Below are 17,896 nucleotides of genomic sequence, written 5' to 3' on the forward strand. Positions count from 1 at the left end.
ATTTCTAGTGCAAACTGCCTACTGAGACTGCCCACTGTTTACTGATAAGCCCAGTTCTTTTCCCTTTTTTAGCATCAATTCCCTGGCCGCTTCGTGTTCGTTGGGAATTTCTCCTTCCAGAATTGCTTCTTTAATGGTTTCTTTTATTATACCTATTTCCCGGGAAGGTTTAATATTAAAAGTTTTCATAATTTCTTCGCCACTTACCGGAGGTTGAAATTGACGAACGTGATCGCGTTCTTCTACCTCTTTCATCTTAGTGCGAACCACCTTAAAATTATTGTGGTACTGTTTATAGCGCTTCGGATTCTTAGTAGTTATATCGGCCTCACAAAGTGTCATTAAATCTTCAATATCTTCTCCTGCGTCAAAAATAAGTCGGCGAACGGCAGAGTCGGTTACGTCGTTATCCACAATCGCAATAGGACGGGAGCTCATTAAAACCAATTTCTGAACATATTTCATCTTATCGTTAAGCGGAAGACGAAGTCGTTTAAATAGTTTGAAAACCATTTTTGCGCCCACAAACTCGTGCCCGTGAAAGGTCCAACCGATTTTCTTATGGAATTTTTTAGTCGGCGCTTTTCCAATATCGTGTAATAAAGCAGCCCAGCGAAGCCAAAGATCATCGGTGTTTTCTGAAATATTATCCACTACTTCCAGGGTATGCCAGAAATTATCTTTGTGTTTTTGGCCTTCAATTTCGTCTATGCCTTCCAAAGCGGTTAATTCTGGCATTATAATATGAAGTAATCCTGTTTTATGTAATAGCGAAAAACCATTTGAAGGTTTTTCGGCCAGCATTATTTTATGCAGCTCCTCGGTAATTCTTTCTTTCGAAATAATCTTGATGCGTTTCTTATTTCTGGTAATCGCATCTAAAGATTCCTCTTCAATCTTAAAATTAAGTTGCGTGGCAAAACGAATAGCACGAAGCATTCGAAGTGGATCATCAGAATACGTGATATCGGGATCTAACGGAGTTTTAATGATTTTAAACTTCAAATCTTCAAACCCATTAAAAGGATCTAAAAGATTTCCGAAGTTATTTTCATTCAAACCAAGCGCCAGAGCGTTTATAGTGAAATCTCTACGATTTTGGTCATCTTCTAAAGTACCGTCTTCCACGATGGGTTTGCGACTGTCTTTTTGATAGCTTTCTTTGCGAGCGCCTACAAATTCAATTTCCATATCATATGCGCGGAGCATCGCAGTACCGTAATTTTTAAAAACCTGTACTTTTGGTTTATGCGGAAGGAGTTTAGCTACTTTTCTAGCTAATTCTATCCCACTGCCCACCGCAACTATGTCAATATCTTTAGGCTCACCACGTTGCAAAATATGATCCCGAACAAAGCCTCCTATAACATAACTTTCCAGATTGAGTTCTTCTGAGGCCTGGGTAATGACTCTAAAAATATTGTGGGTTAAGGCTCCTTTATAATTCTTCACTATTGTAATTTCTTTGTAAACTTTTAAATCGTTAAAGCCCTTTCATTTTGAACTCTTTTGCGGGGATTCTTAGGAAACGTCATCCTGAATTTATTTCAGGATCTAAGTTGTTAATAGTTAAAAGATCTTAGAAGCTGAAACAAGTTCAGCTTGACGGAAAAAAGTTATTTAATTGCACTTATTTCCTAATCACTTTTACCTTCCCATCATTGCTTAATTTAATGATGGCCGAGGGTTTAGCCGATTTTTTATTTTTCTGCAAATTTACTATATAGTCCACACCTTCTAAAATTTCGGGGCTTATTTCAGCGAAAGATCCGGGTGTTTTTTCACCACTTATGTTGGCCGATGTAGAAACAATTGGTTTTCTAAATCTTTTTGCCAAATCGTTACTGAATTTATCTTTTGAAACCCTAATTGCCAAAGAATTATCATCGGCAATTAAATTTTCGGCTACGCGAATTGGATCGTCATAAATAATGGTTGTGGGTTTTCTGGCAAATTTTAAGATATCGTAAGCTACTTCCGGCACATCTTCTACAAATTGATTGAGCATTTTATAATCTGAAACCAGGCAAATAAGCGCCTGACTTTCATGTCGATTTTTAAGTTTATAAACTTTTTCTACCGCTTCAGCATTGGTGGCATCGCAACCAATTCCCCAAACCGTATCGGTAGGGTAGAGTATAAGTCCGCCGCGCTTTAAAGTGGCTAAGGCGTTTTGTATTTCGGTTTTAAGATCTTCCATAAAGGACGTTTTTGTATTCTTGTAGTGTTTGTTTTGCCATTTGTTTAGTAGTAAAATTTTCTACCAATTTTCTATGCGCATTTTCAGTAAGACGCGGAATTAACTCCCGGTTTTTTTCTAGAAACAGGATATGTTCAGCCAGTTTTTCAGCATCCAAAGCATCGGCTAAAAATCCGTTTTCTAAATGGCTCACAATTTCGGGAATTCCACCCACATTTGTAGCAATTACAGGAACTTTGTGGTAAAAAGCTTCGTAGATTACATTGGGGAGACCTTCTACCTGGGAGGTTAAAAGGAAATAATCAAAAATTTTAAAGAATCTTGATGCATTATTTTTAAATCCGTAGCATTTAACGTGGTCTTCCAGTCTTAGTTCTTTCAGTCGTTTCAACAAATGCGGGGTTTCCCTAAAATAAAATCCAATTTGTACAAAGTAAAGATCTGTGCGGTTTTCGGTATAAATTAAATGGTGCGCGACTTTTAGAAAAGTTTCCAGGTCTTTTGGCCAAATATGGTTAGCAATGTTTCCTATAATGGTTTTCTCTTTCGGAATATTCAATTCGGCTAAGAGGTCTTCCCTCTTGCTCTTAAATTGCTCTCTTTCCAGTCTAAAACCGTGATAGATTTTCACAAGTTTTGAAGAATCATTAATATTTTCTCCAATTATCTTTTTACTCTTTTCGGAAACACAAAGTATCTTTTTAATTTTTGGATAATTGTATTTATAAAGAGTACGTTTTCTATCTCTAATAGGAAAAGAGGTTTTTTTGCTGAAGATAAAAGGTGGTAGTGATGTAAACTTATCTGCGAATACAGCAAAAGCCAATGCTGTAGGATCGTGAATATGAATAAGGTTAATTTGCTTTGTTTTAACCAGGCTAATTAATTTAATAATATATCGAAAATCAAAATTGGTTATAATAGGCGCAGCGGCATACGGCAGGTTATTATTTTGAAGGCTTTTTTCAAATAGATCACCTTTTTTGCATAGAACAAAATTGTTTACTTCCGGGTTTGATTCAGCCAGTTCCAAACATAAATTCTCAATATGTTTTTCCCCACCGCCCCAGTTTCTAACAGCCGAAAGATGGAGAATATTCATATTTTATAATTGATTATTTGGACTGAAATTAAGGACAAAACTACGGTAAAATTACAAATATTTTAATGCCAAAGGCCGGGTTAGAGTAATTGTTATAGCTTATTTCTTTTGAAATTGCGCTTTAATTATTGGCATCCAGAAATCAACAACTTTTGGTTTATTAAATCCATGGCAACCCAATGGTAATTGGCCTGCATTTATTTTTAAACCAATTTTAGGTTTTCTATCCAGCGCAAATGCAGCAGCAATTTTATAGTCGGGAATGTTGAAATTTGGGAAATATTCAGGTACTTTTAAAGACCAAAATACATCTTCAATAGCATAAATTTCATCTTTTTTCTCAAGCTGTTCTTTAATTAGAGGGGCAAGTTCGTTGGAAATTTGATAAAAAACCTGTGTTTTACGCAGGGAAAGCCCTCCATTTCCTACCTTATAAAAAATAGGAGCCCTTTTTTTCTTCTTTTTAGATTGAAAAGGTTTTAAGATTTTGGAAGTAAGGTTATTGGTAGCCAACCAGGGTGCTCCAATATAATCGTAAGATTTACTACACCAATTTTCTAATTCATTTTTAAAGATAAAAGCATCTAATTGATGAATTAAAATATAGTCATAATTTAGAAAGCGTTCGTAAAAGTGAGAGGCTAACATTAAGCTATTATAACCAGAAATACCTTTAAAATAATGAGTTTCAAATTCTTCAAAAGTTAGATTAAATTTTTCGTAAGATTGTTTATTAAAATTTTTTGGGCAAATAATAAATACTGGAAAATCGCCAAGAATTTTTAAGCATTGCATCAATGAAATTTCTTCCATTTTAGACATTTCTTGCTTGTAAACAGGAATCACAACTGCGGCGCTCATTTCGTCATATTAACTTTAGGGACGAATATAATATTAAATTTGTAGTTTAATTATTCTAAACCATATCTCGCTTAACCTAATTCATTATTTGAATTCAAATTCAACAAAAACGCGGCTGTATTCATAATATTTGGTCGCTATTTATACTTTTGGATATATTATATCCTAAATTTGCCGCTATAGCGATTTTAGCTTAATTAGTTTCTATGAAAATTATAACTTCAGAAAATCACCGGCATCTCCAGGCTGAAATTGAAAATTTAATTCACAATTTTAATGAAACCGGTGACATGCTGGTAGACGGGAAGCGTAATAAACTGAAATTATTTGAATTAAAAGGAATTAAGGTAAACGTGAAATCTTTTAAAATTCCCAATGCCGTAAATAAAATAGCTTATCGCTTTGTTAGAAAATCTAAAGCCGAACGTTCTTTTAAATATGCTGAATATTTATTGAGTAAGAAAGTAGGTACTCCTCAGCCTATTGCTTATGTAGAAGAGACCACTGCTTTTTCTTTTTTACGAAGTTTTTATTTAAGTGAGCAGCTGAGTTATGATTTGACATACAGAGAGATTGATTTAAATAAATCCGGTCACGAAGCCATTTTAAGAGCATTTACACGGTTTATTTTTGAACTTCACGAGAAAGAAATTGAGTTTCTGGATAATTCACCCGGCAATACATTGATCAGGTTAAATGAGGGGAATCCTAAATTTTTCCTGGTAGATTTAAATAGAATGAATTTTAAAGCTCTTAATTTTTCAGAACGAATGAAAAATTTCTCGAGGCTAACGCAAGAAAAGGAGGTGGTGAGAATTATGGCCAACGAATATGCGAAGCAAATTGATAAAAATGAAGAAGAGGTTTTTGAGGCTATGTGGTTTTATATTAGAAAATTCCAGGAAAGTTTTGTTCGCAAAAAAGCATTTAAGAAAAAATTCAAACTTTAGAGAGTCAATTTTAATTTACAATTATGTTTCAACACTATATTCTTACACGCTTTAATTTAAGAGCTGAAGACTGGACTACCACAAAAAATAATGAAAAAGTACTCACCGAAGAATGGTTAGAAGAGCGCTTTGATTTATTTGAAAATTTTTGTTTTACATCGGTTAAAAATCAAACTAATCAAAACTTTAAATGGTTAGTTTTCTTTGATATTAATACTCCTGAAGTTTATAAAGAAAAAGTAGAAAATTATAGAAAATCTTACGATAATTTTCTTCCATTTTTTATTGATGGAATGAATAATTTTTTACCGGAAATTGTAAATAATATTAATAAGCTCGATTCCCAGGAATATATAATTACCTCCCGGCTAGATAATGATGATTGTATTCATGAGAATTATACCAATGTAGTGCAAAGCTATTTTAAAAAACAAGATCACCAGGCGCTTGATATCATTGATGGCTATACCCTGGAAACAGGAAAAAACACACGTTTAGGAGCTTTAACAAAATTGAATAACCCTTTTATTAGCCTCATAGAAAAAAAGGAAGATTTTAAAACGGTTTGGTTTAGAAATCGTCATGGTTCCTGGAAATATGAAAAAAATATGACCAGAATTAAAAACCAAAGACTCTGGTTGAGTATTATTCACTCAAAAAATAAAGTAAATAGATTTTCGGGCTACGGAAATGTAGACCCTAAAAAACTTTATGAATTCCATATTTCAAAAGAACGAACTGCAGAAATTATGGAGAATTTAGTGAGCTTTAATTCCTGGAGAATTTTGAGCTTTAAAAACAGGCTAAGCTTAACAAGTAAAAGATATTTCAAAGATTTTAAAGCCTTTATTGGTGTTTATAAAAATAAGTAGTTGGGATTTAAATATTTTCAGGATAAAGTTATTTTCTGTTTAAATTACTACCGAAATTTCATCTACGGAATTTTAATCATTGAAAAATATCTCCTTAATTAATAGGTAGGAGGTTTGCGATAAGTTTTTATGGGGTAGAAGCCCAGGTTTTTACGCACTTTTAGTTTTCGAATAATATTTAATGGTTTTGGTTTTAAATAGCTTTTATCGGCGTGTAAGAAATCTATAGCAGCTTCAATAAGTCGTTCGCTGGATTTGCCATCCTTATAAGGATGCATGTTTGCATTGAATTCTCGAATTTCTCCCAATAAACTCACATCAGGATCAAGTGCATTTTGCAAGGCATTCTCAATTTTATTAACTTCAGTTATATTAATTAAATGGGGTCCGGGTTGGCTGTTTCTAAAAGTTACTACCGGTTTTTCCTGAAGCAGAAATTCAGTAACCACCGAGGTTGAATCTGCTAAAAGCACATCGCTTTCCTGGAACAACGGAATAAGATCTGTGGTGTCATAATACTTAAGGTTTTCGTTTTCAATTTCCCTAAATTTATCAAGCCTTTCCTGTGGTAATTTGGGATGAAGCACAACCTTAAATTGCCATTCTCCATTTTTAGAAATACGTTCTATTTCCTTAATCACTTCGTCGTTATAAGCCAGGCTAAGCTTTTTGCTAAAAGTGGAGGATACTAAAATTGTTGGTTTCTCGTGAGGCACTTCTACCAGCGGAAATAAAGGATCAAGTTTTGGCCAACCTGTTTCCACCACTTCAAAATGCTGATGTTTTTTTTGTAGGTATTTAAAGGGTTTAGTAGTAAATGGTCCTTGCGTGGTATAAAGATCAAAAAAACCACGAATTCTAAAATGCCCTTTGGTAAAATTTCGTTTACTCGGAGCTATACCATGAAAAACCTGCACTTTTAAACCCGGCAGAAAATCGGCAATATTATTGGTAATACTTAAAATAATATGCGGTTGGTAATCTATAACCGACTGGATATTTTGTAAAACCACTTTTTCTTTACTAAACTTTGCTTTGGTTTCTTCTACATCGGCAAACCATTTTATCTCATACCCCCGCTTTTGGATTTCCTTTTCTAAAGGCTCTCCAATGGGAAATGCATAGCTATAACTTATATATATTAAGAATTTATAATTCATTATTTAAGTCTTTCCAGAAATTTTATTAAATAAGGCTTAATAAAATGCGGTTTAAATTTTTTGTAAAGTGCCGGAGTTTTTTTGCGTATCTGTTGTTTAGATTTGTTTTTAAATTCTTCGGGAAAATAGTCTTCAAGATGAGTAGACACCTGTTTTAGTCCATCTTCATAAATATTCCAGTTTATTCTTTTAATTGAAGGAGAAAAAATTGCGAAAGTGGGAATATTAATTGCTTTTGCCATATTTATGGCACCTCCTTCATTACCTATCATTGCATCGCAATAGCTTGTTAATGCCATAAACTCCCTTAAACTTTTTCCGAAAATCTTTAGATGAATATGTTGTTGCGTTCCAGGCAAACAATGATTATAAACTTTTAAAGCTTTTTCTGTTTGAGAAGGAATATAATTAAATAAAAGATTTCCAGAGGTTTCCTGTACAATTACATCTAATAATTCAGCCAAATACTCAGCCGGATAGGTCTTTTCTGAAGAACTTCCCAGTACTGAAATCATAAAGAGTGATGTTTCACCTAAAAGCCCTTTATCATCTAATATACTTTTCGCCTTTAGTGATTCTTCTTCAGTTAAATATATTTTAGGTTTTATAGCTAAAGTTGGGCTTAAATTTAAAGGCTTTAAAAACTGAAGTCGTTTTTCTATAGCCACCCCAGCTTCTATTTCGGGCTTTATATTTCTATTAAATACCCTGTTATATAAAAATGAAGTATACCATTTTTTATAGGAAATCCTCATTTCAGCATTAGTGAAACCCGTTATGATAGCTGAGTTTGCTTTAGAGTAAACATCTATAACCACCTGGTACTTTTCTTTTCTAATCTTAAAAAGAAATTTGAGAAAATTAAATGGATTTTTGTATTTCTGTGGATGAAACGAAATAACCTTGTCTATAAAAGGGTTATTTTCTATTACGGGTTTAGTATGCGGGTAAATTAAATAATGTAATTCAGCTTCCGGATACTTCTTCCGAATGGCTTCAAATAAGATTGAGGATGTAAGAACATCCCCAATCATTTTTTGCTGAATTATAAGTATTTTCATTGGCAATTCTACTCGTAGCTTTCCTATAGCTAAAATTACACCGCGACATTATATTCGCGCAAAGCATCATTTAGCGAAGTCTTTTTATTGGTAGACTCTTTTCGTTTTCCAATAATAAGGGCGCAGGGTACATTATATTCTCCTGCAGGGAATTTCTTGGTATAACTACCCGGAATAACTACCGATCTTGCCGGTACAATTCCTTTCATTTCTTTAGGTTCATCGCCGGTAACATCAATAATTTTAGTTGAAGCAGTTAGCACTACATTCGCGCCTAAAACGGCTTCTTTTTCAACTTTAACACCTTCAACCACAATACTTCTTGATCCTAAAAATGCATTATCTTCAATAATTACCGGTGCAGCTTGCAATGGCTCTAAAACACCACCAATTCCAACGCCACCACTAAGGTGGACGTTTTTACCAATTTGAGCGCAACTACCAACGGTAGCCCAGGTATCTACCATGGTACCTTCGTCTACATAAGCGCCAATATTTACATAACTCGGCATCATGATTACTCCGCTGGAAATATAGGCTCCATGTCGTGCTACAGCATTAGGAACCACTCGAATTCCCTTTTCTTTATAACCTCTCTTTAATGGAATTTTATCATGGTATTCAAAAATCCCGGCCTCTAAGGTTTCCATTTTTTGGATAGGGAAATAAAGCACCACTCCCTTTTTCACCCATTCGTTTACCTGCCAACCGTTTTTGGTAGGTTCGGCGGTTCTTAATTTACCTGCATCTAATAGAGATACAACTTCGCGAATGGCCTTTATGGTTTCTGTCTCTTTTAGTAAATCCCGGTTTTCCCAGGCTTCATTGATCTTAGCTTCTAAATGATCCATTTTTCTTGATTTTTAGCAAATATAAGAGCTTAAGGCTAAATTTTGGTGGTAAAGCAATATAAACATTACCTTTGCGCAAATTTTGCAGATGGCACGAATTATGGCACTTGATTTTGGGACAAAACGCACCGGTATTGCCGTAAGTGATGAACTAAAAATGATTGCTTCGGGACTTACTACAGTAAAGACTCCTGAATTGCTTGAATTTCTTGAGAAATATTTTACTGCAGAAAATGTTGAATTGGTGTTGGTGGGAGAACCCAAGCAAAAAGATGATTCAGCTTCTGAAAGTGAGGTGTATATACAGGAATTTTTAAAAGTTTTTACTAAAAAATTTCCGAAAATGCCGGTAAAAAGAATAGATGAACGGTTCACCTCAAAAATGGCATTTCAGTCTATGATAGACAGCGGACTCAAAAAGAAAAAGCGTAGAGATAAGGCACTTATAGATGAAATAAGCGCGACGATTATTCTGCAAACTTATTTATACGAATAATTAAATAAGGATAAATAATAAATTAGAAGCTGAAACATCCTGAAGTTTCGGGACAGCTTAACATTAAAAAGACTTTTTTAAAAAGGTTATTATAAAAAAATAAAATCAAAAAAATGATTTTACCAATTGTAGCTTACGGAGATCCGGTTTTACGAAAAAAATGTAAAGAAATTCCGGAAGATTATCCAAAACTGGATGAGTTAATAGATAATATGTGGGAAACCATGTATAATGCTTTTGGAGTAGGTTTGGCAGCACCACAAATTGGTCGCCCTATTCGGTTATTCCTTGTAGATTCAAGTCCGTTTGCAGAAGATGAAGAACTGGAACTGCAGGAACGGGAAGAACTCAAAAAACTTAAAAAGGTTTTTATTAATCCTAAGATCGTGGAAGAAGAAGGGGAAGAATGGGCTTTTAACGAAGGTTGTTTAAGTATTCCTGAAATTAGAGAAGACGTATTTAGAAAGCCAAAGATTACTATAGAGTACCAGGATGAGAATTTTAATTCACATCGAGATACTTTTACCGGTTTGGCAGCGCGGGTAATTCAGCACGAATACGACCATATTGAAGGAATTTTATTTACCGATAAACTTTCCAGCTTAAAAAAGCGTTTGCTAAAAGGAAAACTCGCCGGCATTTCAAAAGGGAAAATAAAAATAGAGTATAAAATGCGTTTTCCGGAAATGAAAAAAGGCCGGTAATCACTTTGATAATTAGTTCTGGCAGCTGATATTTGCCAGCCAAAATTTAACACACACTTTATGGGATTAGATAAAATATTAGCGATTTCGGGAAAACCCGGTTTATATGAATTAACCGCTCAAAGTCGTGGCGGATTTATTGTAAAATCAATTCCTGACGGAAAAAAAATGGCCGTGAACATTCGCCATAACGTAAGTTTATTGAGCGAAATTGCTATTTATACGTACACGGAAGAAGTTCCGCTTGCAGAAATCTTTGAAAAGATCAAAGAAAAGGAAGATGGAGGAGAAGCAATTAGCCATAAATCTAATAAAACTGAATTGGAGAATTATTTCGCTGAAATTCTTCCGGATTATGATGTAGACCGGGTTTATGCCAGTGATATGAAAAAGATCTTTCAATGGTATAACCTTCTAATTAAAAACGGCATTACCGATTTTGCTACCACTGAAGAAGAAAATTCAGCCGATAAAGATAATTCCGGGGAAGAAGAATAGGCGACCTATGTTCCACTCGTCATTGCGAGGAACGAAGCAACCTTCTTAAAGATTTTTCATTTCTATGACATTCAAAAAAACCTCAGAGGTTCAAAATCTGTGAGGTTTTTATTTTATAAAATATTATAACCAAAATTTAAGGTGATTGGATTTTTTAGTTTACCGTTAAAGCCCTCATTTCTCATTACATTATTTATTGAATAAATAATTTCTAAACTCATTTTCTTGTACCTAATCCCAGTCCCTAGATCTATATTAGGATCTGCAATAGTTTTCTCAAATGTAAAATTCGATTGAAAGTTCTCCAAATTATAGGCTCCAGAAGGGTCTGTTAGGATATTGGCAACAGCAGCACCCTGAAGATATAGGTTTATATCCTTTTCCAGATGATAATAATACCTAATTCCCAAAGGAATTATTATACGAGAATAATCTATAAATAAGTCTTCCTTTTCTCCTGCCCAGGCGTCTGGATTAGAGGGTGTAAATCCTTTTTTGTAAATTAATGTTTCATTTGAGGTTTTGCTGTATTGAAAAGACGGAGAAGATAAAATAGAAAATTTATTATTAAGGAAGGGGAATATGTATTCTATTTCTACACCTAATCGTGGCGATAAGAATGAATCTGAATCTTGTTCATTTGAAAAAGATCCCATTTGTACAAATTTTATAGCCGAATAATATACTCCCGCTTTTACGGCCAGGTTCCATTCTCCTTTTCTTCTTTTATCGGTAAAATTCACGAATTTTTCTTCTTGACAATTGTTGTATTTAGTGAATATTTCAATTAATGAATTGTCTTTATATTTTAAATTAGAGAATTGTACCGGATCTATAGAATGGCATTCCAGATTATTTATTAATTGCTGTTTGTATCTATTGTTGGTTCTTATTTTTGTATCATCAACTAAATACTTTTTAAAAATTAGCGGTTCGATTTTTCCCTTATCCATACTATAGAAAAATCTTGCAGGGAGATTTTTAGATTTGTAAGAATATAAACTTGCTTTACCTTCTATAGCAACCTGCAGGAATAGTGTATCCAGAGTGTAGTTAGGATCTCTCTTATCATCCAAATTTTTATGGTCATCTTTAGAAAGATCTAAATTTACGATGGCTCTTTCAAATTTATAGGGTGTATTTAATATTTCAAAGACTTTTACTTCCTCAATTGATTTGTCTTTAATTTCATCATTTTGGGATAATTTATATTGAAAACCTTCTGGATTTTTTATTGCTTCAGGATTATCAATTAAACATTCTATTTTTTCTCCCTCATTATCGATAAAATATCCCGGTTGAAAATTTTGTGAATAAGATGATAGGCTAAAGCATAAAAGTGTAAAGCTTAATAATAATTTTTTCATTTTTTTTGAAGATGATTAGTGATAGCGAAGATATCTATACATCTTTTTTTAACAAAAAATTAAGGCTTTAATTTTAAGAAAATTAGTCCAATACCCCCAAAAACTTCAGTCCAAAAATAAAAGCGCCTTCCCGTTGGCCATCCATATTGGAGATCACGTAATCTAATCTTAGCAGTCTGTATTTTCCAAAACCGAGATTATCTATACCTACAGAATATTCAGAATAAGGTTTTTGGTCTTCTGTATAAAGTGCGTGCGCCCCAACAACTAAATTATAATTCAACTGATTTAAAAAGGGAATTTTCCCTAAAATCCAGCCTTTAAAATCGTGTTCGGCGTGAGCTTCAGCATAGGTATTATTAGTACTCATCGCATAATAGGGTAAAAGATTAAACCTTGATAAATTGATGAATCCATTGTTTACCCGCGTTTGATTGCCAATAAAATGGCGGTAATCTACAAACGCCATATCTTCAGCATTTAAAAACGTTCCCCCATTTAAGTTATAACCAAATTCACCTTTATTGCCCAGTTTAAATGTTTGTGTAACCGAAGCTTTAAATTGATCGAAATTATATTCTTCTATACTTGCACCAAAACCTTTTTCATAGCCTAAATACAGTGTAGGATATTTCTCGTTGTTAATATTAAATTTCCCACTTGGATAACTCATATATTTTTGTCCAAACCTAATTCGGGTATTAAGGTTTAGTTTAAAAATATCGTGTTCTCTAAATGGCACCGAACCCAAATTATCGGGTTGCAGAGGATTGTTTGAAGTGTATTGCACATCGTCATTATAAATGATTACCTGATCGGTAGTGTTGATTAATGGGTTCCTGCTTTCATAACTAAAGTCTCCAAAAAAATAGAGCCCGTTCATTATTTCCTGCTGATAAGCAATTTCAGCAAAGGAACGTTCGTAAAGCTTCAGGTAATTTCTTTCAAAAAAGATAGTGGTAATATCGTTTAATCGTTCAGAAATTGGAGTTCTGTCATTAATTTGTGCGGTTTCAATTCCGCCGGAAATACTTAAAACTGGCCTGCTGGAATTATTAAATTGTTTCTGAAACCCACCTTTTATCCTAAAGCGGTCATCACTGAATCCATAATTAAGTGTAGAGTACAAACGCCAGAATTCCCCGGAATTCTCATTTTCATTATCATTTTGGCGGTAAGAAATGGTGGTAGAAGTATTCCAGCCCTGCACGGTATTAAAGTGTGTACCCATAAGCGGGGAACTTATATTAAAATACCTGTCTTTGTGGGAATTTTGCCAGGAATAACCGAAAACAGGATCGGTTAAATTGAATTTATTTCGCACGTTATCTATAGAATCTAAATAGGGCTTAGAATTTCTAAGTGTTTGAATGCTGTCTTTCTTTACATAATCGTTAATTTCTTCATCTGTTAAAGGCACCGGTCGCAATTTTTCCCAGTAAGCCGAATCTTTTTTATTGGCAGCTTCGGCAAAAGACATTATCTCGCTGCCAAAATCATTTTTATTGAATTCTGGGTCAAAATTATAATCGCTGTAAACCGCTGTAAATCTTCCATCTCCTGAAATTCCAAACATGGCAAATTCAAAATCTACCGTTTGTGAAATTTGAACATAAAACCCGTTTTCTTTAGAAAAGCGGTAGTTCTGTTTAAAATCTAAAGTCTCAATGGGAGGCACCTGTATGGCCTGACCGGTGGTTTGCAATTCTACACCAAAAATTTGCCAAAGCTCTTCAACAATATAAATATGGCCTGAAAAAACACGGTCTTTTTCACGCTTCGGACTTACTTTTATCTTGTTGATGAGGTTCCCATTTTCATCATAAAAAATTCCATCTAACTTATAATCGTAATAGTTAAAAGCATATTCTGCGATTGGAGAAACCATTTCACTATTAATCTCAATGGTATTTTCATAAAATGAAAAATAAGATTCCTGCGCCGAGTTTAAACTGAAACCATTATCGTCGCCACTCACTTTAGAAGCAATAATCTTTTCCTTAAAATCATCGGGACGTTTGTATGAAATTTCAGAAATTGTTTCACTTAAATAAACGATACCGCTTCGGGTAGAGTCGAGTCCGCCGCCAAGATCGCCAACTTCCTGTCCCAGTATTTTTTCCGGGGCATTTTTAATTCGCCATAATCCGCGGGAATAATAATCGGCGGTATAAGCTTCAAGTTTTTCGGCGTTTCGTTTTCTGAAATCTATCGCTTTTCTGATTATCGCGTTTGCGGGATTTTCACCTGAAGAAATATTTACTTCATCCAGACTGGTAGTTTCGGGTATTAAGCTTATATCTAATTCGTGGGGAAATTCTTCAATTGAAATAGTTTTTTTCTGAGTTTGATAACCCAAAAACTGAAAGACTAAATTGTAATCTCCCGGCCTATTTATTTTTAGTTCATAAACGCCATTTTCATTAGTCGTAGTTCCAAATCTCCCATCTTCAGTATAAATATTGACATAGGGGAGCGTTTCGTTTTCCGTATCGGTAACCTTGCCGGTAATTTGGGCAGTTAAGTTAATATATGAAAGAATAAGAAAAATGATGATGATTTTTTGATGCATGATGATGAATTTAAGAAGTGGCCAAATTAGGCAAAATAATTATGCTTAGTCTATTTATCTGTTTGCTAAAGCTGTACTTTTTTCTGAAATAATCCCCACAAACCCAGGGCAGGTCCTATAGCAAGCAAACTTAAACTATACACCGGTTCCAATTGATTCAAATAAGTAATTAACTGGATACTCACAATAGTAATGGCAAAACCTATGGAATTTACAATGGTAAGGGCTGTGCCTTTAATTTCCGGTGGGGCGTTTCTAGCTACCAATGTTGAGAATAGAGGTGAATCGGCGACTACCATAATTCCCCAAAAGCATAAAAATGAGATGAGTATTGTTGCTGAAGGCTGTAGAAAAATGAAAGGAAAAATTATACAACATAAACCCGATAGGAGTAAAGCGGTCGCAGCGGTTCGTTTTATCCCGGCAATTTCTGAAATATAACCACCCAAAACACAGGAAAGTCCGCCAATTCCAATAATTATAAATGACCAAAACGGAATATCAAAATTACTTTCGGGAAACGAAATTTTATAAGTCGCTAAAATAATTGGAACAAAAGCCCAAAAAGTGTAGAGCTCCCACATATGCCCGAAATAACCAAAAGCAGCGCTAAGCAGATTTTTATTCTTAAAAACGCTAAAAACAGCATCAACTTTAAACTTGCCCTTTGCTTTTCTAAATGGACCGTTGGGAACAAATAGAAAAATTAAAAATCCGCCCAGAAATGCGAAACCGGAAGTGGCAATAATAACATAACGCCAGGGTAGGTTTTCGGTACCGGTGAAAGTCTTTAAAAAATGCGGAAAAGCAGTACCTAAAACCAGGGCTCCAACCAAATAACCGAGCGATTTCCCGAGGCTCTTGTCATAATAATCTGCAGCGATCTTCATTCCTACAGGATAAATTCCAGCCAGGGAAAATCCTGTGAGAAAACGCAGTAAAAGTAAGGAGTTTAAATTGTTGTTTTCGAGAACAATTCCTAGGTTAAAAATTGCTCCAAAAACCGCAGAGATAAAGAAGAGTTTTGAAGGTGGAAACCGGTCGGCAAGGCTAAGAAAAGCAAAGAAGAGCGTGCCCAGAATAAAACCGAATTGTACCGCAGAGGTTAAATGTCCTAAAGCTTCGTCTTGTAAATTAAAATTGAGGTAAAGCTCAGGCATCACCGCATTACCGGCAAACCAAAGCGAGGTGCAGCAAAACTGGGAAAAAACGATTAGCGGTAGAATCTGTTTTGCCGGCTGCATCCAGGATTTATTTGTATTCTTTCTTAATCCTGTCTAATTTTCGTTTGCTTTCGCGGTCTTTAATAGTCTCTCTTTTATCGTAGAGTTTTTTACCTTTTGCAAGCGCTATTTGCATTTTCGCGAGTCCGCGGTCGTTAATAAAAACTCGCAGCGGAATAATGGTAAGTCCGGAATTCTTTACTTCTTTTTCTAGTTTTCGTAATTCGCGGCGCTGCAAAAGGAGTTTCCGCTCACTTTTTGGATTATGGTTAAAATGAGTGGCGTGAGAATATTCTTCAACGTGCATATTAATCACGAATAATTCGTGATTCTGAAATTCACAAAAACTTTCGGCTATAGAAGCTTTTCCCTGCCTAATGGCTTTTATCTCGGTACCGGCCAGTTTTATCCCGGCCACATATTTATCGAGGATTTCATATTCAAACCGAGCCTTTCGATTTTTTATATTTATGGTATTGCTGGTCTTCTTCATAAGAAACAAAAATAGGAAGCTTTACAGAAACATTACCTGTATTTACAGAATTCGTAACACTTTATATCGAATTTCCGTTGGATTAGCCGTTATTCCCTTGTAAACCTCTGTTGTACCACTTCTTCTTCCCCGTCATCATCAACATCATCCATTCCTTCTACGAGGAGCGTTTCAGAATTTAGGGTAACAATATCCATAACAACCACATCATTTCCAGAAACGGTAAGACTAATGGTGTTACCAGTCGCGGTGTATGTTCCTTCCTCATCAACGTCTTCTTCACAACCCCATATATCAATCTGTCTGTAAGTTCCGTCTTCGTTGAATTCAACATAATCCTTACCGCAATCTTCGTGGTCGTTATAAGGTGTTTCTTCACCTTCAACAATTAGAGCGTCTATATACCAGATGCCCAGTAATTCTTCATTAATTTGCGGTGTTTCATTTGGTGAATCATCATCTGTGTCACAGGCTGTGAATAATCCAAAGATTAAAAATGCTAAAAGTAAAATTTGTTTTTTCATAGGTGTATTTAGTTTGAAGCCGCAAAATAGTAAAATGAAAATGAAATAAGGAAAATCACAACTGCTATGTGTGACTAATGTTACCCGTCAATTCATCATTTTATTTACCTTTGCAAACCATTTTGTTATCTCAACAGCCTGTAATCTTTATAATTTTTAAGATGAAAAAATACTTTTTAGGAGCACTTATTATAGCACTCACTTTTGCATGTAATTCTAATGAAGAAACTGCGCAGCAAATTATAGATAAAGCCATTGAAAATGCAGGCGGAGAAAATTATAAAAAGGCCGAAATAAGTTTCGATTTTAGAAAAGGTTCCTATAGCAGTAGTAGAAAAGGTGGGAAATTTGAATTAGAGCGCATCCTGGCCGATTCTACCGGCACCCAATACCGGGACGTAGTAAAGAATGAAGGTTTTACCCGTTATTACAAAGATACCGCAGTACAACTTTCAGATTCTATGAAAAACGTTTATGCAAATTCAGTGAATTCGGTTCATTATTTTGTGCAGCTGCCTTTTGGTTTAAATGATGCCGCAGTAAATAAAGAATTAATAGGAAAAGACACCATTAACGATAAAGAATATTATGAAATAAAGGTTACTTTTAATGCAGAAGGTGGTGGTACAGATCACGAAGATGTTTATATGTATTGGATTAATACCCAAAATTACCACGTAGATTATCTTGCATATAGTTTTGAAGTTAATGAGGGCGGGTTGCGATTTAGAAAGGCTTACAACCCCAGAACTATAGAGGGCATTCGGTTTGTAGATTATGAGAATTACAAAACCGATGATTTGGATACTCCTCTAAATGAACTAGATGATCTTTACGAAGCCCGGCAACTGGAATTACTCTCCAAAATTGAAAACAGAAATATAGAAGTCAATCTTTTGAATTAAATTCTGAAGAATATTCTTACGCACACCTGTTAATTCTTCCTAATTAACGTGTTGTTT

The 17,896-nt window shown here is 34.6% G+C and carries 18 protein-coding genes; 6 read left to right on the forward strand and 12 right to left on the reverse strand.

What is annotated here, in order from left to right; translation table 11 throughout:
• Positions 1-18 precede the first annotated feature (18 nt).
• The 4 genes from B4F31_RS12600 to B4F31_RS12615 all read right to left on the reverse strand — a co-directional run bounded on the left by B4F31_RS12600 (position 19) and on the right by B4F31_RS12615 (position 4,163).
• A complete protein-coding gene (locus B4F31_RS12600; RefSeq protein WP_075326260.1) occupies positions 19-1,452 on the reverse strand; it encodes a CCA tRNA nucleotidyltransferase in 1,434 nt (477 codons plus the stop codon).
• Between the two features lie 178 nt (positions 1,453-1,630).
• Positions 1,631-2,200 carry an L-threonylcarbamoyladenylate synthase gene (locus tag B4F31_RS12605; protein ID WP_075326261.1) on the reverse strand — a complete coding sequence of 190 codons (570 nt, stop codon included), beginning with the start codon at positions 2,198-2,200 and terminating at the stop codon, positions 1,631-1,633.
• Positions 2,187-3,302 (reverse strand): glycosyltransferase family 4 protein, encoded by a 1,116-nt coding sequence (locus tag B4F31_RS12610; protein WP_286761422.1) that lies wholly within the window; start codon positions 3,300-3,302, stop codon positions 2,187-2,189. The genes B4F31_RS12605 and B4F31_RS12610 overlap by 14 nt, the downstream gene beginning before the upstream one ends.
• Positions 3,303-3,401: 99 nt before the next feature.
• Positions 3,402-4,163, reverse strand: a complete 762-nt coding sequence (locus tag B4F31_RS12615) for a DUF5672 family protein (protein WP_075326263.1) — start codon at positions 4,161-4,163, stop codon at positions 3,402-3,404.
• Between the two features lie 206 nt (positions 4,164-4,369).
• On the opposite strand from B4F31_RS12615, the gene B4F31_RS12620 reads away from it, so the two are divergent.
• Together B4F31_RS12620 and B4F31_RS12625 are read left to right on the forward strand one after the other, a co-directional pair.
• Complete coding sequence (locus tag B4F31_RS12620; protein ID WP_075326264.1) at positions 4,370-5,113, forward strand: lipopolysaccharide kinase InaA family protein; 744 nt, start codon at positions 4,370-4,372, stop codon at positions 5,111-5,113.
• 23 nt (positions 5,114-5,136) lie between these two features.
• On the forward strand, positions 5,137-5,985 hold the full coding sequence (locus B4F31_RS12625; protein ID WP_286761423.1) for a glycosyltransferase: 849 nt from the start codon (positions 5,137-5,139) through the stop codon (positions 5,983-5,985).
• A 98-nt stretch (positions 5,986-6,083) separates the two neighbouring features.
• Here B4F31_RS12625 and B4F31_RS12630 read toward each other — a convergent pair whose 3' ends face one another.
• From B4F31_RS12630 to B4F31_RS12640, 3 genes are read right to left on the reverse strand one after another with little or no spacing between them, the layout of a single operon-like run.
• The gene (locus B4F31_RS12630) at positions 6,084-7,145 is read right to left on the reverse strand and encodes a CDP-glycerol glycerophosphotransferase family protein (RefSeq protein ID WP_286761424.1); all 1,062 of its coding nucleotides are present in this window, start codon (positions 7,143-7,145) and stop codon (positions 6,084-6,086) included.
• Positions 7,145-8,206 (reverse strand): glycosyltransferase family 9 protein, encoded by a 1,062-nt coding sequence (locus B4F31_RS12635; RefSeq protein ID WP_075326267.1) that lies wholly within the window; start codon positions 8,204-8,206, stop codon positions 7,145-7,147. Before B4F31_RS12635 ends, B4F31_RS12630 begins: the two co-directional genes overlap by 1 nt.
• Before the next feature lie 35 nt (positions 8,207-8,241).
• Complete coding sequence (locus tag B4F31_RS12640) at positions 8,242-9,057, reverse strand: 2,3,4,5-tetrahydropyridine-2,6-dicarboxylate N-succinyltransferase (protein ID WP_075326268.1); 816 nt, start codon at positions 9,055-9,057, stop codon at positions 8,242-8,244.
• A gap of 88 nt (positions 9,058-9,145) precedes the next feature.
• Here B4F31_RS12640 and ruvX point away from each other — a divergent pair, with 88 nt between their 5' ends.
• The 3 genes from ruvX (at position 9,146) to B4F31_RS12655 (ending at position 10,755) form a co-directional block, all read left to right on the forward strand.
• Positions 9,146-9,553, forward strand: coding sequence for a Holliday junction resolvase RuvX (gene ruvX / locus B4F31_RS12645; RefSeq protein WP_075326269.1), 408 nt, complete (start codon positions 9,146-9,148; stop codon positions 9,551-9,553).
• A 113-nt stretch (positions 9,554-9,666) separates the two neighbouring features.
• Positions 9,667-10,257: a peptide deformylase gene (gene def / locus B4F31_RS12650; RefSeq protein WP_075326270.1), complete on the forward strand. Its 591-nt coding sequence runs from the start codon at positions 9,667-9,669 to the stop codon at positions 10,255-10,257.
• Positions 10,258-10,317: 60 nt separating this feature from the next.
• Positions 10,318-10,755: a DUF5606 domain-containing protein gene (locus B4F31_RS12655; RefSeq protein WP_075326271.1), complete on the forward strand. Its 438-nt coding sequence runs from the start codon at positions 10,318-10,320 to the stop codon at positions 10,753-10,755.
• A 113-nt stretch (positions 10,756-10,868) separates the two neighbouring features.
• Here the strand turns inward: B4F31_RS12655 and B4F31_RS12660 are convergent, their stop codons facing one another.
• From B4F31_RS12660 to B4F31_RS12680, 5 genes are all read right to left on the reverse strand, one after another.
• Complete coding sequence (locus B4F31_RS12660) at positions 10,869-12,122, reverse strand: hypothetical protein (RefSeq protein ID WP_075326272.1); 1,254 nt, start codon at positions 12,120-12,122, stop codon at positions 10,869-10,871.
• An 82-nt stretch (positions 12,123-12,204) separates the two neighbouring features.
• The gene (locus B4F31_RS12665; RefSeq protein WP_286761425.1) at positions 12,205-14,694 is read right to left on the reverse strand and encodes a DUF5686 and carboxypeptidase regulatory-like domain-containing protein; all 2,490 of its coding nucleotides are present in this window, start codon (positions 14,692-14,694) and stop codon (positions 12,205-12,207) included.
• A 65-nt stretch (positions 14,695-14,759) separates the two neighbouring features.
• The gene (locus B4F31_RS12670) at positions 14,760-15,938 is read right to left on the reverse strand and encodes an MFS transporter (RefSeq protein ID WP_286761426.1); all 1,179 of its coding nucleotides are present in this window, start codon (positions 15,936-15,938) and stop codon (positions 14,760-14,762) included.
• A 7-nt stretch (positions 15,939-15,945) separates the two neighbouring features.
• A complete protein-coding gene (smpB, locus tag B4F31_RS12675) occupies positions 15,946-16,410 on the reverse strand; it encodes an SsrA-binding protein SmpB (RefSeq protein WP_075326275.1) in 465 nt (154 codons plus the stop codon).
• Between the two features lie 89 nt (positions 16,411-16,499).
• Positions 16,500-16,934, reverse strand: a complete 435-nt coding sequence (locus B4F31_RS12680; protein WP_286761427.1) for a lipocalin family protein — start codon at positions 16,932-16,934, stop codon at positions 16,500-16,502.
• 161 nt (positions 16,935-17,095) lie between these two features.
• Between B4F31_RS12680 and B4F31_RS12685 the strand changes: the two genes are divergently transcribed.
• Positions 17,096-17,839 carry a DUF6503 family protein gene (locus B4F31_RS12685; RefSeq protein WP_208224965.1) on the forward strand — a complete coding sequence of 248 codons (744 nt, stop codon included), beginning with the start codon at positions 17,096-17,098 and terminating at the stop codon, positions 17,837-17,839.
• Positions 17,840-17,896 lie beyond the last annotated feature (57 nt).

Origin of the sequence: Salegentibacter sp. UBA1130, from assembly GCF_002311535.1 — a bacterium.
GTDB lineage: Bacteria > Bacteroidota > Bacteroidia > Flavobacteriales > Flavobacteriaceae > Salegentibacter > Salegentibacter agarivorans.